Source organism: Acidobacteriota bacterium, from assembly GCA_016713675.1.
In the GTDB taxonomy this organism is placed as follows: domain Bacteria; phylum Acidobacteriota; class Blastocatellia; order Pyrinomonadales; family Pyrinomonadaceae; genus OLB17.
The window spans coordinates 2,685,795-2,709,148 of sequence record JADJOS010000001.1; the positions used below are offsets into that span (position 1 = coordinate 2,685,795).

Genomic DNA, 23,354 nt, shown 5'->3' on the forward strand with positions numbered 1-23,354 from the left:
ACGGCGGATCGAAGGTCAAGGCCTTGATCCGCTTTTTTATTCTTTGCTAGTATTTTTTAGGTAATCTCTAGAGAACACTAATCCTTGATAATATCCAGTCGTCCTTCCGCCTTCGTACGATTTGTCCTTGTAATCCTTTTCATCCGGACAGACGGGCCCGCTGCAGGCGGCCGGCCGATCGTGTCTTTATAGGCACTCGTCCATCCGTCCGTATATCCACGACAGAACGCCGAACGACCCAATTCCGTGCGGTAATCGGCGTTCGAGTTGGACGTCATCGTATTGGAAGAATACGAATTACTGTTGCCGCTGTAGTTGTTCGCCGTGTTTGCGGCTTTGTTCGCTGTATGTGAGCCGCTATTGGTGGAGTTTGAGCTTAACGTGTTGTTAATGTTCAAACGAGTTGAGTTATTACTAGCCTTATTTGGAACGGCGGCATACAACGCAAGCAACAGGAAAAAACCGCCGACGATCAATATTCCCATGCCAATGATCCCGGCTAGTGGATTGTCGGCGAGTGCCTTCTTTGCATTCGTAAGCACTTCCAGGGAGTTTGGGGGAGGCTCATACATGTTCCACTGGGACTGTTTGGTATCGCCAGACAAAGCCTCGGGTGACGTCAATGTATCTACTGATCCGGTTGGGTAAGCTAATTGTGTCGAGGCGGGTGCCTCGGGACCAGCGGGACGGACCAACGTTTCCTGCTCATTCGGTATCTGAACGCGGATGACCGTCGCTTCGGGATCGGCGTCAGCCGATTGCGGAGCAAAAATAGGTATCTGCGAACGGTCGAAAACCTCGGTATTTGCGAGTGTCGGGTGATCGATACGCACTTTCGCCTGAGCCAACGCCTCGCGCATTGCGGCCGCGGATGCGAAGCGGTTCTCGGGCAGTTTGGCGAGTGCGGTCGCGACGATCTTTTTGAGATCACTCGGAACGTCACCAGAAAGCGGTTCAAAATCCTTGGTGAGAACTGCAAACATTCGCTCGGTAGGATGTGTCTGGGGAAAGGGAAGCGTGCCGTTGAGCAGTTGATATAGCACAACACCGGTCGACCAGATGTCTGTCTGGACAGTGCGTTTGCCATCGAATGCCTCGGGCGACATATATGCGTCGGTGCCGATGATCGTGGAACTAACACCTGATGTCGCCATAGCCCGTGAGATGCCAAAATCGGCAAGCCGCGGCGTGTTACCTTGCAATAGAATATTTTGCGGCTTGATATCTCGATGGATGATGCGTTTGCCGTGTAGGAACTCAAGGCCGGTCAAGATTCCCATCGTCAGATCGACTGCCTCTTTTACGGATGTCGTGCCCAGATCGGTCAATCTATCGGCAAGCGAACCGCCGTCGGCGAATTCACTGACAATGACGACCTGGCCGTCGTAGACTTCGGCGTCGATGATCGGCAGCACGTTCGGGTGGCCACTGGCTTCTTCCCAGAGGCCGGCTTCCCGTTGGATAGTGTTGAAATCAACCTGATCGTCGTGTGGCAGTTTTACCGCAACTTTTTTTGTTAGGAACTGCGACCTTCGCTCTGCTAGCCATACATCACCGAAGCCTCCTCGCCCGAGTCTACGGATAAGTGTGTAAGGTCCGATCTGATGGCCTTCGTGGAACATAGATCTAAATATTAAGGAACATAGATTTGTAAGCTTTTATAGGGGTTGTTGTCAAGATAGACGGCCTGTGGGCGTCCTTTCTTCTCTCCGGCCTCTGTGAAATCTCAGCGAACTCAACGCGGAATCTTCATTTATATTTTTCCACACAGAGTAACGCAGAGAGTTGGACGCAGTGTTCGCTGAAAATAAGAGTCGGAGAGTCGAATAATCGCTCAAATGGACGAATGGGGAGGCAGTTGCTAAAATCGTCTGGTACACAATGACCAAGACCTGGTTCGAAAGGAAGCGAATACATTGCGCGTAGCCGTCATCTCTGCCGAGGCAGTTCCATATTCAAAGACCGGCGGGCTCGGTGATGTCGCCGGGGCCCTGCCAAAGGCTCTGAAGCAGATCGGCATCGACAGTCTGCTGATAACGCCGTGTTACTGGCAGACGAAGGGCGAATACTTGTGGAAGACGGCGATCGACGACCTCTGGGTCACTTGGCGTGGCAAGCTATCATGCAAAGGCATTTTACAGTGAGGCAAATGGTTCACCGACGTTTCTGGTCGACGCTCCGTCGCTGTTTCACCGTGACTCTATTTACGGTTACACCGAAGATTACGAACGGTTTGCGTTCTTTAATCACGCGGCATTGGCGTTGCTCGAGAGGATCGGCACGGCACCGGATATTGTTCATCTGAACGATTGGCATTGCGGCTTTGCGGCAGTCGAATTAGCTTCGCGGCGGCGATATGAGCCGTTTTGGCAGAACACACGGACAGTCTTTTCTATCCACAACATGGCGTATCAAGGCGGTTTTGGATTGGACCAACTTGGTGCCCTTGGCTTCACTTCCGAGTTCGCCCGAAATAGCTTTACTTTCAACGGTTACGCCTCGGCAATGAAGGCAGGACTTGAAGTTTCTGACACACTTTCGACCGTCTCAAAACGTTACGCTCACGAAATACAAACTCCCGAATTCGGCCACGATCTTGACTGGTTGACGCGGCAGCGTTCGAACCGCCTTATCGGCATCACGAACGGCGTCGATTACGATGAATGGAACCCTGCCACCGACCGCGAACTGCCGGCTCATTTTTCGTTCAATGATCTCTCAGGCAAGGCCGAGTGTAAACGTGCTTTGCTCGAACAATTTTCTTTGCCGATCGAGCTGGACCGGCCGATCTACGCGAGTGTTACGCGCCTTACGTCGCAGAAAGGTGTCGAATTGATCAGGCAAGGTGCGAATGATATTTTGGCGTCGGGCGGATTTTTTATCGCACTTGGTTCGGGCGAGAAGGACTCGGAGAAATTTTTGCAGGCATTGCGCGATTACGCACCGACGCGTGTCGGCGTGTACGTCGGTTATAATGAAAGGCTCGCGCATCTGATCGAGGCCGGAGCAGATATATTCCTGATGCCGTCGAAATTTGAGCCTTGCGGTTTGAATCAGATGTATTCGCTTCGATACGGCACGGTACCGATCGTTCGTGCGGTCGGCGGCTTGGATGACACTGTGCAGAATTGGGACGCTGTCAGTGGAACCGGCAACGGTTTCAAATTTGGCCCGTTCCAGGCAGATAAACTCCTCGAAAAGATATACGAAGCTCGTTTTGCGTACGCCGACAAAGACGCGTGGATCAAGATCCAACGGAACGGAATGGCGGTCGATAATTCTTGGGAGAACGCGGCGAAGCATTACATGGAACTATACAATTGGACAAGAAGTTAGAATCAACAGGGATGAAGAAGTTAAAAGGGATTTTTGGGATTTATATAGATTTTTCTTATCTCCTTCATCCTCCTTATCCCTGTTACATTATTCTTGAATATTAATATGATCATTGTCATTATAGGTGCCCAGTGGGGCGATGAAGGGAAGGGAAAGGTTGTCGATCTGTTGGCCGACCGGTTTGATATCGTGTCGCGTTATCAGGGTGGGCACAATGCCGGTCATAGCGTGTATGTCGGCGATAAAGCCTTTGTTTTGAGGCTGTTGCCGTCGGGCATTATCCACGAAGACAAAACCTGCGTGCTCGGCAACGGCATGGTCATCGACCCGAAAGCATTTTTCGAAGAGGTCGATCAGATCGCTGAAAAGGGAATATCGGTTTCGCCGGAGCGGCTTAAAGTGTCTTCGCGTGCCCATCTGATAATGCCTTATCACCGAGCTCTCGACCATACTTCGGAAGAGCGTTTGGGGAACGAGAAGATCGGCACAACGCTTCGGGGTATCGGCCCTGCGTATGAGGACAAGGCAGGAAGACGTGGTATCCGCGTTGCGGATGCGATGGATCCGGCGTTGCTCAAGCTTCGGATCGAACGAAACCTCGAAGAAGCGAACCGTATTATCGTCCTATTTGGCCAACAGCCGCTGCGGGCCGATGAGATATTGGCGGAAATTTCGCCGCTGGTCGAACGTCTGCGGCCTTTCGTTTGCGAGACCTCGCATTTTCTGGCAGAGGCCCGCAAAGCACACAAAAAGATATTGCTCGAAGGCGCCCAGGCGACGCTGCTCGATGTCGATCACGGCACTTATCCGTATGTTACTTCGTCGAATCCGACGGCCGGCGGTGCGTCGGTCGGGGCGGGAATTCCGCCGCATCATATCAGCGGTGTTCTTGGTATCGTCAGAACTTACGCAACGCGAGTTGGTGAAGGGCCGTTTCCGACCGAAATGGTTGACGCAGAAGAAGATATGGCCAATCTGATCCGGCAACGCGGCAACGAATACGGCTCTGTGACAAAACGCCCGCGACGCTGTGGATGGTTTGATGCGGTCGCGACGCGATATGCTGCCGAGTTGAACGGATTTGATTCGGTCGCTCTGACAAAGCTTGATGTACTCGATGCATTGGAAGAGGTAAAGGTCTGCGTTGGTTACGAGATCGATGGGAAACGCGTTGATACATTTCCCGCCGTTTCAAGCGAATTGCTGAAGATCAAGCCGATCTATGAAACGCTGCCGGGCTGGATGAGTGACACCGTCGGCACGACGGAATTCGATAAGCTGCCCGAAAAAGCTCAAACCTACGTTCGATTCCTTTCGGATCAGATCGGCACAGAGATCGGCCTCATTTCGACCGGGCCGGAACGCGATCAGACGATCATTTTGAGAGATTCGGTGATGGAAGGCTGGTTCAGATAAAGGCAGATTTTGGAATTCAAAATGCGAAATTATGAACACGATCGGTTTTGAGGTGATCGGGTTTGACGAGCGATTCGCTCGAAAGTTTGCTGATCTGAATTACGAATGGATCGAAAAGGCGTACACCGTCGAGGAGCACGACCGCGAAATACTCGATCATCCGGTCGAGCAGATCATCGAGCCCGGCGGACAAATATTTTTTGCGATGGTAGACGGCGAGCCGGCCGGAACGGTCGCACTTATCGAAATGGGCGAGAATGCGTTTGAACTTGCCAAAATGGCGGTCTCCCGAACATCGCGGGCTCGGGCTGAGCAATCTTTGATGGACGCGTGTATCGAGTATTCGAGGGCGAAAGGCAAAAATTCGATAATTCTCGAATCGAACACAAAACAGGTTGCCGCGATAGGGCTGTACCGTAAGTACGGCTTTGTCGAAACTCCGCTTGACCCGAATTCTCAGTTTGTCCGTGCGAATATCAGGATGGAACTTGCCATATCCGATTCTAAATTGTAGAATTTTCAATTCGTTAGTCGTTGCCTACGCACACGTGAGCAGCAGACGACACACCGATTTGGTCCGATAGCTCAGTCGGTAGAGCAAGTGGCTTTTAACCACTGGGTCGCAGGTTCGAGTCCTGCTCGGATCACCATTTATCTCGAAACTAAGGCGTCCGGATCGGACGCTTTTTTTTGTCTTCAATGTGTAAATGCCGGGGCGCGAGTGTAATTCAATAGATCGAAGCTACGTTCCCTTACGGCGGGCATTGTGTCGATGCATGTATTCCAGATGCAGGGCTCACTTTGATTTGAGCGGCAACGAGTGTAGATTTGTCTCGGAATAAATTTGCAGACTGTTGACTTTTGCATCGGGTAACGATGGACAGGAAGATCCGCGACATAGCAGAGCTCTACAGCGATTTTATGTGCGCTGACGAGGACGAAAAAGCGGCTAAGTGTCTAGCCGTCCTGATCGACCATTCGGTCGAACCGCTGGTAAAAGATATTGTTCGTGGAAAATTTCGGGTATCTCTCCAGGATTCCGATGACCGCTCGCTGAATCAAAACGCTCTCGACCTTGTCAGTGAGGTCAAAACGTTGATCGTCGCAAAACTGAGTAAACAGCGAAATGGGAATGGCTTCGTCCCGATCGATAATCTCGAAGCGTACGTTAAAACCGTCACTACAAATGCCGCAAACCAATACATTCGGCGGCGCAATCCAAACCGATCGCGGCTGAAAAATCAGCTTAGATATTTGCTCTCGCACGACCGGAGATTTTCACTTTGGCAGTCTGACGACGGTGCCTGGTATTGCGGAAAGAATGAATATCGCAACAACATCAACGATCCGATGAGTTTGGCCCCCGATGAGTTGCGGGCCAAATTGGAGGGTGTCGGCATATTCCCCGAACGTGCTGCGTTGGTGGATCTTGTGTTAGGCGTCTTCGGTCATCGTGAAGGTATATTTAACTTTAGCGATCTAGTTGGGATGATCTACGAGCTGCGGAGATTGACGGAACCGGTCAGTATCGATGATGAATTTCTCGCGGAACGCAGATCAACGCGGCCGGAGAACGACGTACTCAACCGACTGGAACAGTCGGCGTATATTAGCAATTTGTGGCGAGAGATCGCCAATCTGCCTGTTCGGCACCGAGCGGCTCTCCTTCTCAATCTGCGAGATCAGAACGGAGACGGAATGCTCACGGTGTTTCCGATGACGCGGGCAGCAACGATCTCGCAGATCGCCGAAACGCTCGAGTTTCCTTTGGATGAATTTGTACGAATTTGGAATGAACTGCCATGGGATGACCTTACGATCGCCGAATATCTCGGACTGACCCGGCAGCAGGTCATAAACCTCAGGCAATCGGCCCGGGCGTCGCTTCGCAAGAGGCTCGAGCGTTTTTAGGAATATTTATGAGCAATAGACAATTTCTGTGCAATTTTTGCATCTAGTTAGATTGTAAGTGTATGCCGCAACATCTTTCGCAGGACGAAATACAAAATTATGCCAAACGGTCGCTGCCGCCGGCCGAACTCTTGGGCGCGGACGAACACCTGCGATCCTGCGACCGGTGTTTTTCGATGCTCGGCGGAGTTTTGCGTTCGACGGATATCGATCAGGCGTTTTTCGATCCGGAAGACGAGGGCCATCTGTCGTATGAACAGATCGAGGCATTTGTCGACGGAGCGATCGCAGATGCCGACCGCGAGATCGTGGAGCTTCATCGTGAGGTCTGCAGTGCCTGTGAGCAGCAATTGGAAGAGTTGGTGCAGATTCGAGCGACACTGCAATTGGAAAACGCGACGGATAACGATTCGATCGTAAGCCGGCCGGAACCCAGCTTTTGGACAAACATCTCGGCAATGCCTCTTTTTAGATTCGGTATTCCGGCGTTTGCTGCGATAGTGATCGGAGCGATCGCCTGGTCGTTCTGGCTTTTCGATCGCCCGAGCGGCGGTGTCAAGGCGGTCGTGGACCCGATCGCAAACAACGGTTTCGAAAACACAAATACGAATTCAGGTTTGGCAAACACCGAGACCGCCGCGATCTCAGGCGCAAATTCCGCCTCGACTGCTCCTATGGTCTCGCTTGCCGACGGCCCCGGCATGATCGAGATCGACACGGACGGAAAACTCAAGGGTCTCAATGCACCTCAATTCGAATCCCGCATCAAAGCCGCACTGATCAATCAGAATATCGAGATCTCAACCGCTGCGAGGGAGCTGCGTTCCAAGTCAGGCGTTCTGATGAGCGATACGCAGCCGGGCGTTTCGTTTGCGTTGACATCGCCGGTCGGTAAGGTCATCGAATCGGCACGACCTCAATTCCGGTGGAGGGCTCTAGACCAGGCTGAATCGTACGTAGTGTCGGTGTATGATGCGAATTTTAATAAAGTGGCCGAAAGTCCGCCGCTGAAGCAAAACAGTTGGACGTCAATAACGTTGAAACGGGGAAATGTCTACCAATGGCAGGTGACGGCACAGAGAGACGGCGAAGAGATCAGATCGCCCTCACGGCCCGCTCCCGATGCCCGATTTCGAGTGATCGACAGTGTCGCAGCCAACGAGATCGATGCCGCGAAACGAAATTTCGGCAGTTCGCGTCTATTGCTCGGTATTCTGTACGCAAATGCCGGTTTGCTGGATGATGCTGAACGGGAGTTTCAGGCCCTGTTGAGAAGAAATCCGAATTCAGAGGCGGCACGCAGATTGTTGAACAAGGTGCGGTCCGCAAAATAACTTACGCCGATACGCTACTACGAACCGTCGCCGATCATGACGAAACCGGCCCAGTATGATGGATGTTTGTATTGTGGCATCTTCATTAGTTTAAGCGATGCACGACGCAGGGCCTCAGATTTTGAGATGCCTTTGCCCGTGAGCAATTGACGGTGAAATTCGAGCATCAGCTCGGTAGTACTCTTTGATTCGACCTTCCATTGACTTGCTACCGTTGTCGGCGCACCTGCGATGAACGACGCCCATGTCATCCCGATCACGCCCTCCCCGCCGCTGATCTTGCCCCGAGCGGTTTCGCACGCCGAGAGTATGACCATATCGGCTTTCAGGTCGAGGTCCTTCATCTCCCAGGCCTCGAGCAGTCCGTCCTCGTTAGGGTTCTTCTCGTTTTGAGCCAGAACAAGGTGTGAATACATCGGCGAAACGTTATTGAGTATGCCGTGCGTTGCGAATTGCACGATGCGATACTTAGGCGACTCGGTCTTCGCGACCTCTTCGCGGGCGTCCGCCCCGGTATAGACCTTGCTCCTCGTTGGGCCGTACATTTTCGCCAGCGAATTGACCAAACGCTCAGCCTCGGGTATCGGCTCAAGCTTTTCGCTCATGAAAACCCTCTGCACCCGTTCGGCCGTTGATCTGCCAACGATCGGATTGCCGAAGGCCAGCAGTTCAGCGTCCGGCGACGGCTTTCGCGTTTTCGCACGCTTTCTCATCTCCCGCAATGCCGTCAACGAAGGAGCATACGAGATGGCTGCCTTTTCGACCAAGTACTTTCCTTTCCCATCCTGCAATGCCTGAAACGGCAGATCCCACAACGGCCCGTCAGGAATGACGATAATATTCGTCTTTCCTGCGAGTTCCTTCTCTGCCGGCTTAAGGAGCAGCTCATAAAGTTCCCTTGCGACTTTCTGAAAATCCAGGTCGCCCGACGCCAGGCGGTCGCGATAAACCTCCAGCCTTGCGGCGATGTCCTTCCTCTTAGCTGAGATCGTATAGGTTTTAATGACCGCCCGGCCCGCCGAATTCTTTGTGATTACGGACGCAAATGTGTTTTTCTGCGAAACGACAAACTCAAGAAAAGCACTTTGAAGGTCGGGCAGCATCGAGGCTGCCTCGTCAAGGCCGATCGGAGACATTTCGCCACGTTGCACTCTCAGTTCCGGATGGTCAAGATAAATTTGATTTCGAAAACCTTGAAATTCACGACGCTTATCGTCGAGTTTCGTTTCAAGCCGCCGCAAGTTAGCGGTGTTTTGGATTTTTAAGCTTCGCTCAAACTGGATCTCTTTGCCCAAGGATACGATCGCATTCTTCAGATCTTGCTCATTCTTACTTTCGGTCGGTGACATCGCACCGTTGATCTTGACCTTTGGGCCCAGAGCTTCCAAAAGGATCCTGGCCTTTGCCCTTTCCGTGAAAGTATACGCTGCCTCAAAGGAACCAGATGTAACCAGCGATTCGACCATCAACTGATAAGGAGTAATGCTGCGGCTGAATGATCCCGCGGCTTCTTCGGACCCTGAAGCGGCGAATCCTCGCTGGTCCTCAACCAAGTCTATTGCCTTTTGGAAATTGAGCCGTGCGAGTTCCGGCTTCCCCAATCCCGAGTAGGCCGTGCCGATAGCGCCGTATAGTTCCCAACTCTCCTGAATGCCCTTCAAGTTCTTGAATTGCTCCTTCGCACGTTCGGCCTGTTTAATCGCCTTGTCAAAATCGCCGGCCATGACGCTCGATCTGGCCAGACCGACGATCGCTCCATAAATTCTTCCTTCTGCTCTGATCTCCAGGCTTATCCGCTCTGCACGCTCAAAAAACGACCCGGCTTTCTCGGCATCACCAAGCAACAGATACACATTTCCAATATCCATGAACTTTCCAAGCTGTGTAAGCTTGTTGCCCTCTTTTTCACCGGTGGAAAGTTGCCTGTGGTAGATGTTCAATGCCTGTTCATATTTTTCTTCACCAAGATACGAGGCACCAAGAATGCCGATCGATTCCTCGGAGATCTTGTCGTCGGTCGATACATTGTCGGCCCTTCTAAGCGTCTGACGCGCAAGCTCATACTGCCCCTGGCTGTTGTAAAGACTCGCAATTTGAAACAGTGCTCCATATACTCCGGTTTCGTTCTTTGCAACCTCACTCATTTTCAGGCTTTTCGAATAATAGGCCAGGGCTTGCACGTGATTCCCCATGCCTTGATAGGTGATACCAAGATTCCGTAGATCCCTGAGCTTTCGCTGGATCAGATCGGGTGTCTCAGGCCCCTTGATAGAATCGAGGATCGCAAGGCTTTGCGTAAAACTTTCGATTCCCGCGCTGAGGTCACCTTCTTCAACAGAAATGATCCCGAGATTGCTGATCGTTGCCGCAATGCCGGTGAGATCGTTCATTGCCTTCCTGATCTCGAATGCGCGTGCATGATAGGTCCGTGCGGTTGGGAAATCACCCATGATCGTGTAAGAAATGGCGATCCGCCCAATTAGATTTGAAATTGCCCTATTATCCGGCATTCGTTCAGCATAGGGGATCCCCGACTTATACCACTGGATCTGCGTCACCATATTTTCTTCCAACCGGCCAATGTTAGTGATCAGTTCTAACGCCGGTCGTTCGCTTGTGCTTCGTCAGCGGCGGCAAGAGCTTTCTTGAATGCACTCACTTTGTCGATTTTTTCATCCTGCATAGATCCGATCGCAAGCCAGGCGCGGGCAACCTCGCGTTTGTTATTTGCCGATTCTGCGATGCTTGCTCCGATCCGAGCGATCCGTTCTTGTTCGCGCCGAGCCATCTTCCCGTTCCTCCTCGAAAGCTCGTCGAGGATCTCCTTGGCCAGTATGCCACGATCGCCTTTGAAATCAGGGTCCGTAAGTAGAGCTTCGGCTTTATCAGCCTTGGCCTCTATGACGCGTTTTGCGAACGATCTTTCTAAGGCTTCTACTTGGTCCACACCGCGCGTTGGAGTTTCTTGCGCAGTTAGAGTTGTCGGAACAGTCAGAAGGGCCGCGAGAACAGCGGCACGAAGAAGCTTTTGTTTTTGAGAGATCACGATCTTATTCCCCGTGAGCGATATCTGGTTTATGGCTTGCCAATGAATCGGTATGAGCGAAGTATATTCGATTTCTCAGGATTGTAAAGAAATAACTTTTCGCAAATCAATATGGCTTTCGATTTACCATCTTTACAGTCATACACCCTAATAGGAGAAAAAAAAATCATGAAAACATTTGCTTCGCTGCTGACATTTATAGTTTTGATAGTAGTGCTTTCGATAAATGCCCGCGCTCAAACATGTCCGGGTTCGCCGGGCTGTTTAGATCTGACTTTCGGTGTCGGCGGGACAGCGGCTACATATATCCCCACAACGACCCCGCTTAGTCCAGGAAAGGGCGCAATTCAGAGTGACGGCAAGATCCTGGCGGCGGTGATGGTTTTGCCGGGCAGCAGCAATATGACGGATGTAATTATCCGCTACAATCCGGATGGCTCGCTTGATACGACATTCGGAAACGGAGGCATCGTGACTATGAACTGGCTCGGAGCTAACAATACGACCGGGCATGCATATTCCATAGCCGTCCAAACAGTGGGAACCGAAGAAAGGATCGTCGTCGCAGGTACAGGAACTGGCTATACCTCGAGTCTGCGTGTTGACCGGTTTCACTCTGACGGCAGTCCGGACCTTTCATTTGGAAGCGGCGGCACTGTAACTTATACTGCCGGGGCAGCCGAGACGATGGCCATTCAGCCTGATGGCAAGATTTTGACGATGGGTACTCGCGGGGCTCTGGTTCGTTTGAACTTAAACGGAACGCTGGACACTACATTCGGAAACGGTGGGTTTATCCAGAATAATACCTGGCGGGTTCAGTCGATCGCGCTTCAGTCAAATGGAAGAATCGTTGCCGCCGGATATTGGACGAACGTTAAGGGTGTCGCCTTCATGTCCGTATGGAGATTTAATACAAACGGCTCATTGGATGACGGTAGCCGAAACGACTCAACGAGGAGCGATACCTTCGGCACAAAGGGTCAAACGACCATAACTTCTTTTAACACCGCCTGGGATGTCAAAATTGACGCCACCGGCAAGATCGTGGTCGCCGGTTCGGCGGGTGCTTCAGGCTCAACTGATTTTGCCGTAGCTCGGCTTACGACGGCAGGGCAACTTGATTCGACATTTGGCGCAGGCGGAAAAGCGACGGTCGATTTCAGCGGATTTAGTGACCAGATCAGAGGCGTCGATCTCAGATCGAACGGCCAGATCGTTGCGGTCGGGTTCACGTACTCAGGTTCCCCGAGCAGTGCCACGAGGGACGCCGCTTTTGCTCGTTTCAATTCAAATGGGACCCTCGACAGCACCTTCGGGCAAGGCGGAAAAGTCGTAACCGATTTTTCAAGCGAAGGGGAATTTACGAGTGACGGAATGATCCAGTTTGACACGTCATGTAACTGCGAAAAAGTCATAGCAATTGGGACGGCGATAGCGGGTGGAATATATTACGCGGTGGCGGCCCGTTCACTACTCTAGGTTTGGAGGAATAGCATGAAAAAGTTATGCCTGATCGCATTGATACTAACCCTACTCTTGTTTGCCTCGATTCACAGCCAGTTGAATAACGCTCAGACAATGATCTCAACTATCATTGTTAAAAGTGTTGCCACAAAAGGGTTTGAATTGGCGATTCCCGCGGATTATATACAGCAAGATCGACTTACCGTAACGCCCTCCAACGGATTTGGGAGTGGACCCGTAGCCGTGAGTGGTAATACTGCGGTCATTTACAGCGGAGTGGGCTTTTATTTATATGTGCGAGCCGGGAATGTTTGGAGTCAACAGGCCCTGCTTGTGCCAAGTGACGGAGCTTCTGTGCCGTCGCTTTTTCCAACTGTCGGTATCGAAGGCGATACGATCGTGATCGGCGGATCCGGCGCGACAGTAAACTCTAACCTCAATCAGGGTGCGGCCTATGTCTTTGTAAGAAACGGCACTACCTGGACAGAGCAGCAACGGCTAACGGCAAGCGACGGTGCAGCAGGAAATCGATTCGGCTGTAGTGTGGCGATCAGTGGGGAATCGATCATCGTCGGAGCCAACGGAGCGACCGTTAACGGTAATTCGGGACAAGGGGCTTCTTATGTATTTGTAAGAAGCGGTTCTTCTTGGTCTCAACAGACTAAACTTATCGCTGATGATGGAGGCGCGAATAACAATTTTGGCCTGCGCGTTGCTATTAACGGAGACTCCGCCGTGGTAACGCGCGGCTACCGAACGTCCGCGGCAATCGTTAATCCCGCGGCCTACGTATTTGTCCGAAACGGTCCTACCTGGTCACAACAGCAAAAACTCTCGGTTTGCGAACCATCCGGAAACGGCGGGATCCAATGCGATTTTGGCACAAGCATATCGATCGATGGCGATAATCTGGCTGTAGGAAACTTCTTTCTTAATGTTGGCAACAATAACGCTCAGGGTGGTGTTTATGTGTTTACCCGTTCTGGCACAAGTTGGTCGCAGCAGCAAAGACTTACAGCCAACGATGGAGGAACCGACGGCCTGTTCGGAAGTGCGGTGAGTATTGAGAATGACACACTTCTAGTCAGTGCCAGGGCAGACCTGGGCGTTCCCGGTTCGGCGTATATTTTTAACCGGACAGGAGCCGTTTGGTCGCAGCAGCAAAAGCTTCAAGTGAACGTAACAAGAGATTCGTTTGGCCAGTACGCTTCAATGAGCGGCAACACTTTGCTGATCGCCAGTCCTGTTGATAACGGTACGCCTGGCAACTTTGTCGGAGCCGTGTATGTTTTTACAGACGGCAGTGTTGCACCGACAATCCGCTCGCCGTTCGATTTTGACGGCGATTCTAAGACGGACATTTCGATCTTTCGGCCTACTGGGGCGAACGGGGCGGAGTGGTGGTGGTCGAGGTCTTCGGATGGCGGGAATGGTGCTGTGACGTTCGGGGCGGGTACAGACGCGATCGTGCCGGGCGATTACACCGGTGACGGCAAGGCGGACATTGCGGTTTGGCGGCCGTCGAACGGCAATTGGTTCGTGCTGCGTAGCGAAGACTCTTCCTTCTTCGCGTTCCCATTCGGCACTAGCGGGGATGTTCCCGTCCCCGCTGATTTTGATGGAGACGCCAAGACGGATGCGGCCGTTTTCAGGCCTTCGGATGTGACGTGGTACATTTCGCGTTCGAGCGGAGGAACGACGATAGCCGCGTTCGGCTTGGCTGGCGACAAGCCTGTTCCGGCCGATTATGACGGCGACGGCAAGGCCGATATCGCGATCTTTCGTCCAAATGGCACCAGCGGTGCAGAATGGTGGCTGCAGCGAAGTACAAACTCGACGGTCTTCGCGGCTCAGTTTGGTGCCGCAACCGACAAAGCGGTCGTGGGTGACTACACCGGCGACAGCAAATCAGACATTGCTATTTGGCGACCGGCCGATGGCAACTGGTATGTGTTGAGAAGCGAAGATCAGTCGTACTATGCATTCCCGTTCGGCACGAACGGTGATCTTCCCACACCGGGCGACTTCGACGGCGACGGCAAGATCGACGCCGCCGTATTCCGCCCGTCAAACTCGACGTGGTACGCTCAGCGTTCGACCGCCGGTACGCTGATCCAGCAATTTGGTGCCTCGGGCGACTTGCCTGTGCCGAATGCTTATGTTCGCTAGATGCGGTGGTAAGGTATTTTGGAGCAGTGATCCCGGAGTGTGTTTGGTCTCGGAGCCAGGGCGGCCGATTGGCCGCCTATTTTTTTTTCTGTTGGCCTTACTCATCGAGCTTGGCCAAAAGAGGGTGCATTTCGTTGAAGATCTTCTCGTCCCATTTTCCGAGGGCATTTTGCTGTTTCAGTCGATCGACGATCTGGATAGCGAGATTTAGGCTCGCCCGTGCCTCGACTTTTTGGCCAAGTTTTATCTCGGTCACGCCGACACTCTTTACCGCCTGTGCCCAATCGCGTTGGGCAACGGTGTTCTTTTCGTCAGATGCGGCAAGGTTCTTAAAAATCTCAGCTGAGTTTTTGTACGCTTCGAGAGCTCCCGGCAGATTTGAACGCATCTTCTCCGCGTCGCCAAACCGGGTGTAGAGAGTGCCTAGGTCGTCCTGGTAAACACGGTTTCGCGGTTCGCGGGCGATAAGCTCACGTATCTCGGATTCAGCGGCCCTCAGGTTTTCAAACCCATGGCCATTCTTCTTGAGCAAAACAAGTATGATGCCGTATCTCGACAAGGCTTTTGCGAGGTTCTGCCTGGCTTGGGTATCGGCGGGGTCGGCTTCGGACGAACGCCGTGCCACGTTCAGGGTGATCTCGGCAAACTTCAGCGAAACATCGTTCTTGATGCTTTCAAAATTGCTGCTCGCCAATGTATATACCGCATACACGGTCTTTTGAATGTCCGGATCGGCCGGATACTTTATCTGGAGTTCGCGGGCGAATTGAACCGCTTTTTCATTTTCGATCTCGGCCTCAGCCTGCTGGCTATCCCACGACAGTGCGTTGCTCAGATACGAAGTGCCGAGTGCCAAAAGTCGCAGTACTTCGGCATCTGAACGGTCCATTTGAGCGATCTTTGCGATTGCCTCGCGATAGATCGGAATGGCGATCGCATATTGGTTGTTGATCGAATGTGTGTGTCCGTAGTCAAGCAGTGTCGCGGCGTATGCTTTCGCGAGGTCGGCCGAATCCGGAACTTCGGCCAGCAATGACGCAAATAACTCGAGCGACCGTTCGGAATCTGCGATCGATTCCTTGATCTCACTTTGGGCGAATCGGATCGATGCAAGTTCCCGGTAATTCCAGGCAAGCCGCCGTCGGTTGTCTGATGACTGCGGCAGCTTTTCGAGGATCGCCCGCGATTTAAGATAACTTTCGATAGCTCCGGCAAAATCGCTTAGATTCGGCCTTCGCGGATTGCCTTGCAGGTCGCCGATCTTTTGATAGGCATCAGCAAGTTCGGACTGCAACACTGTGTCACCCTGCGTCTCGGCTGCGAGGCTGTCGAGATACACAAGGGCTCTCACTACAAGCAATTCGCGGGCTTCGGTCGAGCCTTGCAGACGTTCGATCTTTGGGGCGATCTCGAATAAGAGCGAGTTGGAAAGCTGCCTTACATCCTGAAACCGCTTTTCCGCCCGATCACGTTCCCGCCGGGCGACATTTGCCTGCCACAGAGTGAAGACAATGCCCGTTATGATCGACAAAATTACAAGTGTTCCGGCCGCCACTCCGATCTTGTGCCGTCTAAGGAATTTGCCTGAGCGATATCCCAGCGTATTCGGTCGTGCCGCCACGGGCCGACCGTCGAGCTGACGTTCGATATCGGCGGCAAAGTCTTCGACAGAGCGGTAACGCCGATCCGGCTCTTTGCGCAGTGCCATCAGAGCGATGTTGTCGAGATCGCCTTTTAGGGCTCGCCGCTCTACCGAACTCTCGCCAACATGCGGGATCAGGCTAGGCGGAACGGGCTGGCTGGTATTTATCGTTTGCAGGACCTCGTCGAAACTCTTATTGCCGAGGTCGAGCGGCTTTGATCCTGTCAACAACTCGTAAAACACTACTCCGAGCGAGTAAATGTCGCTGGCGGTCGTGATGTTCTTGCCCGTGATCTGTTCGGGCGAGGCGTAAGCGGGCGTGAATGCACGTACTGCTGTCTGCGTTAGCGAAGAGTCGGATTCAAATGCCTTTGCCAGTCCAAAATCGAGTAATTTTGGTTCTCCGCCCGCAGTGATCAGAATATTTGATGGTTTTATATCTCGGTGGACGACAAGATTACGGTGAGCGTAAGCGACCGCGGAACAGACCTTGACGAACAGCCGCAACCGTTCCTCGATCGAAAGCTTGTTCTCCGCCGCGTATTCGGTCAACGGCATACCGTCGACATATTCCATTGCGATGAAAGGCTCGCCACGGTCTGAGATCCCACCGTCATGCAATGCGGCGATATTGGGGTGATTCAGTCCGGCGAGGATCTGGCGTTCACGACGAAACCGTTCGATCACAAGCGAATCGGCGATCGATTGCCGCACCAATTTTAGGGCGACGTCTTGGTCAAATTCGCCGTCGTCACGCCGAGCGAGAAAGACAGTTCCCATGCCCCCGTGGCCGATCTCTCGCACGATACGATAATTGCCAAAGCGCTTTCCGGTCAGATCCTGTTCCTTTTCAGATATTTGCTTGCTCAGATCGATCACGTTCTCCTCGATCAGGTTTCGTGTCGAATCGTTCGCGTCGAGCAACGAAATAAGTTCCTTCTCAAGGTCCGAATCGCCAAGGCAAGCCTTGCTAACGTACGCTGATCTCTCAGCCGCCGGCAATTCGACCGCATCCGCAAATAGTTCCTTCAATTTCTCGCGGTCCAAGTGACTCATTTATAAACAGGTCTTATTGCTATTGTCGCGATTATACAAGCAAATCCGGCTTTGCAAAAAGTATTTTCGAACCGTGGGCGCTTTTGATCAAAAAACACGCCCTATTAGGTAGAAACCAATTCATCTTGTGTCGATCTAATAGGGAGTAACCGTTATGGCCAGAGAATCGAAGAGCCGATTTCGTTCAAATATCACTGTTTTATGTGCCGTCGCATTGTTTTGTATTGCGGGTTTTGCCGTTTCGCGGGCTGTTTCATCGACGGGCGTTTCCGGATCGATGACGGCAGCGGCGAGCACTCCGATATCCAAACGCCCTGATCTGAGATCGAAAACGTCGAGCAAACAGCCGGTTTCCCAAGTTGCGCTTACTGCATTGCCAGGGCAAATGGTATTCGGCAGCGGAGGATTTGGGCGTTTCGACCTGCTATCTGCGAGCGACATCGGGACGCAGAATAATGTCTACAACCTGACCAACATCAACGAACACGATCCTATTTTCTCGCCCGACGGAAACAAGATCTTGTTCCGCAGCTATCGTGATGGTGATAGCGGATCGGGCGTTAAAGAGCTTTATACGATGAAGCCGGACGGTTATGACCAAACCAGGTTGACCGCCGGAATGGGCTTTGCCGGTTCTTATGCATATTCACCGGACTCGAGTTCGATCGCCTATATTTCCGATTCCAACCTTTGGAAGATCAACGCCGACGGCAGCGGAGTGGTGCTGTTGGCAGATTTTGCGAATAACGTCGAGAACCCGCAATTTTCGCCCGACGGAACGAAGATCATTTTCATTTTTGACGGAAAGATCTGGCAAATGAATGCTGACGGCTCGAACCAGGTCGATCTAGGCATTTTAGAATATGCCGAACGCGCAAGATTCGCGCCGGATGGTTCCAAGATCGTCTTTTCGTCAAATAGCGAGATCTACACTGCAAATAGCGATGGGACAAATGTGGTAAAAGTCATCGATGACGATGTTGTTCAATATCATTTGGATATTCCTGAATATTCGCCGAACGGCACCAAGCTTCTGATGGAATGCCGCGGATTCGGCCCCAATTCGGGAATCAACATCTGCACATCTAACGCCGACGGCACCGGTTTTGCTCCGTTACTCGGCAATATCCTCGAACGCCAGTCGCCCGTTTGGTCGCCCGACAGTTCGGCCGTCGGATTCATAGCGCGAAATAGCGCAACTAATCAGTACGGGATATTTACCGCGGTTTTAGGGCAACAACCTGAGCTTGTTTACCTCGAGAATGATGGTGCGATACTGCATTACCTGGCGTGGCAGCCGGATTGCAATCTGACGTCAGGCACGCCGACGCCGACACCGGGCGTTACACCGATCCCGGGTTTGATATCGGAGTGGAATGCGAACGATTCTACGGCGAACGATTCGCAGGGCCTCAACAATGGCCAATTTGTGGACGGGGCTGCACTGATCCAACCGGGCAAACGCGGCCTTGGATTCTATTTCGCCGGCGATGGCGGCTATATAAATATTCCCGACAGCAATTCGCTCGATGTTCAGACCGGCGATTATACGCTTTCCACCTGGTTCAATCCGCTGGGCTCGGCCGAACATTACATCGCAGGAAAAGGTGCGTGTAATGGCGGTTCATCAAATTTCTACATTGGTGTCGATACAAATTACGATCCATTCATCGACATTAGCCATGACGCCGGCGGATCACGAGTTGGTATAGGCGGACACACAGTTTCGCCGTTTGTTTGGCACCACCTGCTCTTAAGGAAAGAAGGCACCATATTCAGCCTTTACATCGACGGTGTGCTCGCTTTCAACCACACCGAAAACGGCACGATGGCCGTCAACGATCAACCAATTACTCTTGGAAAGGGTATCGGCTGCACTCCGCCGCAATTGACGACACACGGAGGTGTTGACGAGGTATTACTGTTTGGCCGGGCGCTGAATAACACCGAAATCGATGCAATTTACAATGGCTATGTTCCTCCCACTGGGCCGACTCCCACGCCTACACCAAGCGGAGGCCTGGTTGCCTATTGGCGAGCAAACGGTGACGCAAATGATACGTCGGGAACGAATCACGGTACTCTCGAGGGCGACACGACATTCGCCGCAGGACATCAGGGCCAGGCATTTGATTTTGACGGTGACGGCGACCGGGTGCGTGTGCCGGACGGCGGCAGCGACGTCCTCGATGTACAGACGGGCGAATTCACCGTCGCGGCCTGGGTCAATATCCGATCGAACGGAGTTCACTTCATCGCCGGCAAGGATTTTGACGATGGTTCGTATGCTCTAAAGGTCGAAGGTCAAAAGCTGTATTTCTATCTTTTCAACAACAACAACTATCAATACATAAACTCCGGTGACGATCTCACTTTGAATTCCTGGCATCACGTCGCAGGTGTTCGCGCCGGTGGCCAGATCAAGGTGTTTGTTGACGGCACGGAGCGAGCCAGCACGGGATACACCGAAACTTTGCCGGCGAATTCGACGGACTTTACAATTGGCGGACCTGTCTATGGAACTACACCGCAGCCCGATACCGACGGCTTGATCGACGATGTGCGCATTTACAGTCGCGGGCTCGATGCGACGGAGTTGACCGCGATCTACAATGATCCCGGATTGGTCCCTGTGTTCAACGCAGAACATCGGCAAGCGAAAAGCCGTGCAGATCTCGTGTGTCAGCCGCATACAGATCCGGCCGTCAATGTTCGGGTTAACTATCCAAATCCGGCAGCGGCCGGCCGAACGACCGAACTTGGGCTGCGGATTAGGGATGCGGCTCCGTCGGGCGGTACGGTGGTCGATCTCAGCTATTCAGACATTGGAGTGGTGAACGGGCCATCGAGTGTGACCGTACCTGAAGGAAACGTCTTTTATAATTTCAACGTCACGACCACAGATGGCAATACGTTTCGGCGCGGTGATGTGATCGCGACACTAGGCACTGAAACGGCGAAAGCGACCGTGACAGTTGCTCCCGCGGCTCCTGATGTCGCGGTGTCAACCCTTGCAGCACCCGCGACGATGGATATTCTTCAGAACTATACGGCGACCTGGACCGTGACGAATAACGGCCAAGCTCCAACCGAAAGTTACAGGCAAGACACATTTTTCATATCGCCGGATGATCAGTTGTTCAACGACACGAATGATAAGATCGTCGGCCGTTCGTATGACAATGCCGGAGTACTCGCCCCCGGACAGTCAAAGAATATGAGCTTTGACCAGGTGTACATTCCTAGCAGTGCGATCCCGGCTAGCGGTTCGTACTACCTCTTCGTTTTGATTGGTGATGCCGGGACTGTGCGCGAACGCGGCGGGAATTATCAGGACAACTATATGTCGATACCGGTTCAGGTCAATCGTAATCTGCCGGACATGGTCGCCGAGAATATCGTAATACCAACCGAGGTCGAGCCGGGAGTTCAGTTCACGATCTCGTGGGATATTAGAAATGCGGGAACGCGAGCGACAACCACCGGTTTTTCTGTTAATGCCTATTTGTCGTTTGACACTACCGTCGGCGGCGTTGATGACGTTCCGATCACGTTCCGAACTTCACCGATACTCCCGATCGACGGCGTTTCGTCATACAGTCAGCAGTTTTCGATACCTACCGTTCCTGTCAGGCCATCTAGCGATGCTCTTATCTATTTCAAGATCGATGAAGGCAATGTTGTGTTTGAAGGCAACACAAATGAACCGGCAGAGCTTAACAACACACCGACACAGCCATTTAGGTTCGAGTATCGCGTTCCCGACCTGCAGGTACAGTCCGTCACGCCACCTGTCGAGGTCGAGAGCGATACCGCATTTGACATCGCATGGACCACTAAAAACTTCGGCAATAAGGCAGCGGCAGCGATGAACGAGCGCGTCTATTTTTCAACCGATGCGATCGTCAACGGTAACGATATCGAGATCGGAAGTTTTCCACTAGCTCAGGCATTAGCTCCGGATCAGTCGATCGACCGTATCCAAAGTGTTCTGATCCCGACTAACTCGATCACTACGACCGGTAACTACTTCGTATACGTCAAAACCGATGCCGACGCGCAAGTTGACGAGGGCGGATCAGAGAATAACAACACCACTTTCCACCCGGTCCGAGTTCGGCGGCTGCTGAGGCCTGACTTGCAGGTGACGAATATTACTGCTCCGGCGACCGCATTCTTTGATCAGGAAGTGCAGGTTCAATTCACAGTGACAAATACCGGGACCGGCCCGACAAATGCCACCGGCTGGACCGATGAACTTCTATTTGGGGTCAATCAAACACTGAACGGTGCAAATGTACTTGCACGCTCACCCAATATCAGTGCCCTGAATCCAGGTGAAAGCTATGTAACCTCGATGACAGTGAGGATACCGCGCGGTTCTCAAGGCTCCTACTATTTTCTGGTCCAGACCGACCGCAACAACGGCGGGGGTCAAGATGTCAACGAAGAGAACGAAAACAACAACTTAACGACAAAGCCTGTAACTGTAAGCGTTCCGGTACTTCCTGATCTTCGCTCGTCAAATGTTCAGGCTCCCATAGAGGCATTCGGCGGCCAGCCGATCTTGCTTAATTGGACGGTTACGAATAACGGCGACGGTGCGTCCCCGCAGGCAACGGCGACCTGGAATGACGTTATTTACATTTCGAGAGATACGAATCTCGACGGAGGCGATAGATACATCGGGGTCAGGCCGCACACAGGTCCGCTTGCAGTGAATGGAACTTATACCGTCTCAGGTTTTTCGCTAAATCTTCCACCGGATGTTTTCGGCGACTATTACGTGTTTGTTGTCGCGGACGGATACAACCAGGTGTTCGAATTCACGAACGAAAGTAATAATTCCGACTACGACCGCGTCGGCGACGGTTCGCCGCTCCACGTACTTGGAGCGCCGCCGGATCTCACCGTTCTTAACCCGATAACAGCACCATCGACGGCAAATGCGGGACAGTCGTTCAACGTGCTGTACACCGTACGCAATCAAGGTGCATTCGATGCAACAGGCGCGTGGTACGACGCCGTTTATCTTTCGCCGACTCCGCAATACGGCACGGCGACTGCGATATATCTTGGGAATACCTACCATAACGGCGTCCCGGCAGGGCAACAATACGGCGTTAGCCAGCCTGTCACCCTTCCAAATTGTCTTGAGGGCACGTATTACCTGATAACCAAAGCGGACTCTAACAGCAACATATTTGAATGGGATCCGAACATCGACGCAGAGGCGAATAATTTCAGCCAGGGCAAGCAGATCGTGATCAGCAATTTTGCTCCTGACCTGCGTGTGAAAGAGATGAGCGTCCCACCCGTAGTGATCGACGGTGTAGTGCCGATCAACTGGACAGTCAAAAACTACGGCACTGCGGCAACAGACCAATCGTCTTGGTTTGACCGTGTCTACATCTATGACGGCAGTCAATTACGCATTCTCGGGACATTCCCGCATTTGGGATCTTTGGCCGTGAATGGTGAGTATTTTCAGAACCAGATCGTGTATTTACCCAATGATATCGAAGGCAGTGTTCAGATATTTGTACAAACCGATGCACATAACAATGTCCCGGAGTGCACACTCGATGAAAACAATGCCGACGCGAGGCTGACCGATGCACAGGGAAATTTCCCGGACCTGTCGATCACATCGGCGAACGCACCATCGTCCGCAGTGCTCGGCTCTTCGGTGAATGTCACATGGAACGGTATCAACACGGGCGAACCGATGAATTCGGCGACAGCATGGGCTGACCGTATCTATATCTCGAATGATCAGACGCTTGCCTTCGGGGATCCACTAGTTGGTGGCATGACGCTGAGTACTCAGCTCGCGGCTAACCAGACCTATAATGGCACAGCACAAATAACTATCCCGAATCTTTCGGCCGGGAGCTATTACTTGATCGTCAACGCTGATAATGGCGACAACGTTGAAGAGGGAACCAACGAAAACAACAATCAGCATTTTGCCGAT

At 52.4% G+C, this 23,354-nt stretch carries 12 protein-coding genes, 1 tRNA gene and 6 pseudogenes; 15 read left to right on the forward strand and 4 right to left on the reverse strand.

Annotation, left to right across the window (positions count from 1 at the left end):
- Window positions 1-77 precede the first annotated feature (77 nt).
- On the reverse strand, window positions 78-1,622 hold the full coding sequence (locus IPK01_12350; protein ID MBK7934258.1) for a serine/threonine protein kinase: 1,545 nt from the start codon (window positions 1,620-1,622) through the stop codon (window positions 78-80).
- A 249-nt stretch (window positions 1,623-1,871) separates the two neighbouring features.
- Here IPK01_12350 and IPK01_12355 point away from each other — a divergent pair, with 249 nt between their 5' ends.
- The 7 genes from IPK01_12355 (at window position 1,872) to IPK01_12385 (ending at window position 7,997) form a co-directional block, all read left to right on the forward strand.
- Window positions 1,872-2,144 carry a glycogen/starch synthase gene (locus tag IPK01_12355; GenBank protein MBK7934259.1) on the forward strand — a complete coding sequence of 91 codons (273 nt, stop codon included), beginning with the start codon at window positions 1,872-1,874 and terminating at the stop codon, window positions 2,142-2,144.
- Complete coding sequence (locus tag IPK01_12360; GenBank protein MBK7934260.1) at window positions 2,110-3,336, forward strand: glycogen synthase; 1,227 nt, start codon at window positions 2,110-2,112, stop codon at window positions 3,334-3,336. The genes IPK01_12355 and IPK01_12360 overlap by 35 nt, the downstream gene beginning before the upstream one ends.
- Window positions 3,337-3,441: 105 nt before the next feature.
- Window positions 3,442-4,752: an adenylosuccinate synthase gene (locus tag IPK01_12365; protein MBK7934261.1), complete on the forward strand. Its 1,311-nt coding sequence runs from the start codon at window positions 3,442-3,444 to the stop codon at window positions 4,750-4,752.
- A gap of 31 nt (window positions 4,753-4,783) precedes the next feature.
- Complete coding sequence (locus IPK01_12370; protein MBK7934262.1) at window positions 4,784-5,266, forward strand: GNAT family N-acetyltransferase; 483 nt, start codon at window positions 4,784-4,786, stop codon at window positions 5,264-5,266.
- A gap of 60 nt (window positions 5,267-5,326) precedes the next feature.
- A tRNA-Lys gene (locus IPK01_12375) sits at window positions 5,327-5,402 on the forward strand.
- A 226-nt stretch (window positions 5,403-5,628) separates the two neighbouring features.
- A complete protein-coding gene (locus IPK01_12380) occupies window positions 5,629-6,663 on the forward strand; it encodes a hypothetical protein (GenBank protein ID MBK7934263.1) in 1,035 nt (344 codons plus the stop codon).
- A gap of 62 nt (window positions 6,664-6,725) precedes the next feature.
- Window positions 6,726-7,997 (forward strand): tetratricopeptide repeat protein, encoded by a 1,272-nt coding sequence (locus IPK01_12385; protein MBK7934264.1) that lies wholly within the window; start codon window positions 6,726-6,728, stop codon window positions 7,995-7,997.
- A gap of 17 nt (window positions 7,998-8,014) precedes the next feature.
- On the opposite strand, the gene IPK01_12390 is transcribed toward IPK01_12385, so the two are convergent.
- Together IPK01_12390 and IPK01_12395 are read right to left on the reverse strand one after the other, a co-directional pair.
- Window positions 8,015-10,558 (reverse strand): CHAT domain-containing protein, encoded by a 2,544-nt coding sequence (locus IPK01_12390; protein ID MBK7934265.1) that lies wholly within the window; start codon window positions 10,556-10,558, stop codon window positions 8,015-8,017.
- Window positions 10,559-10,593: 35 nt separating this feature from the next.
- Complete coding sequence (locus tag IPK01_12395) at window positions 10,594-10,944, reverse strand: hypothetical protein (GenBank protein MBK7934266.1); 351 nt, start codon at window positions 10,942-10,944, stop codon at window positions 10,594-10,596.
- A 267-nt stretch (window positions 10,945-11,211) separates the two neighbouring features.
- Here IPK01_12395 and IPK01_12400 point away from each other — a divergent pair, with 267 nt between their 5' ends.
- Entirely contained in the window at window positions 11,212-12,525 is a 1,314-nt protein-coding gene (locus tag IPK01_12400) for a hypothetical protein (GenBank protein MBK7934267.1), read from the forward strand.
- 15 nt (window positions 12,526-12,540) lie between these two features.
- Complete coding sequence (locus IPK01_12405; GenBank protein MBK7934268.1) at window positions 12,541-14,679, forward strand: VCBS repeat-containing protein; 2,139 nt, start codon at window positions 12,541-12,543, stop codon at window positions 14,677-14,679.
- A 97-nt stretch (window positions 14,680-14,776) separates the two neighbouring features.
- On the opposite strand, the gene IPK01_12410 is transcribed toward IPK01_12405, so the two are convergent.
- The gene (locus IPK01_12410) at window positions 14,777-17,377 is read right to left on the reverse strand and encodes a serine/threonine protein kinase (GenBank protein MBK7934269.1); all 2,601 of its coding nucleotides are present in this window, start codon (window positions 17,375-17,377) and stop codon (window positions 14,777-14,779) included.
- Between the two features lie 154 nt (window positions 17,378-17,531).
- On the opposite strand from IPK01_12410, the pseudogene IPK01_12415 reads away from it, so the two are divergent.
- The 6 pseudogenes from IPK01_12415 (at window position 17,532) to IPK01_12440 (ending at window position 23,342) form a co-directional block, all read left to right on the forward strand.
- Window positions 17,532-17,951: pseudogene (locus IPK01_12415) on the forward strand (PD40 domain-containing protein).
- A gap of 3 nt (window positions 17,952-17,954) precedes the next feature.
- Window positions 17,955-19,331, forward strand: a pseudogene (locus IPK01_12420) (PD40 domain-containing protein).
- Between the two features lie 1,074 nt (window positions 19,332-20,405).
- A pseudogene (locus IPK01_12425) lies at window positions 20,406-21,101 on the forward strand (hypothetical protein).
- A 255-nt stretch (window positions 21,102-21,356) separates the two neighbouring features.
- Window positions 21,357-21,857, forward strand: a pseudogene (locus IPK01_12430) (hypothetical protein).
- 306 nt (window positions 21,858-22,163) lie between these two features.
- Window positions 22,164-22,619: pseudogene (locus IPK01_12435) on the forward strand (hypothetical protein).
- Window positions 22,620-22,874: 255 nt separating this feature from the next.
- Window positions 22,875-23,342 (forward strand): annotated as a pseudogene (locus IPK01_12440) (hypothetical protein).
- Window positions 23,343-23,354 lie beyond the last annotated feature (12 nt).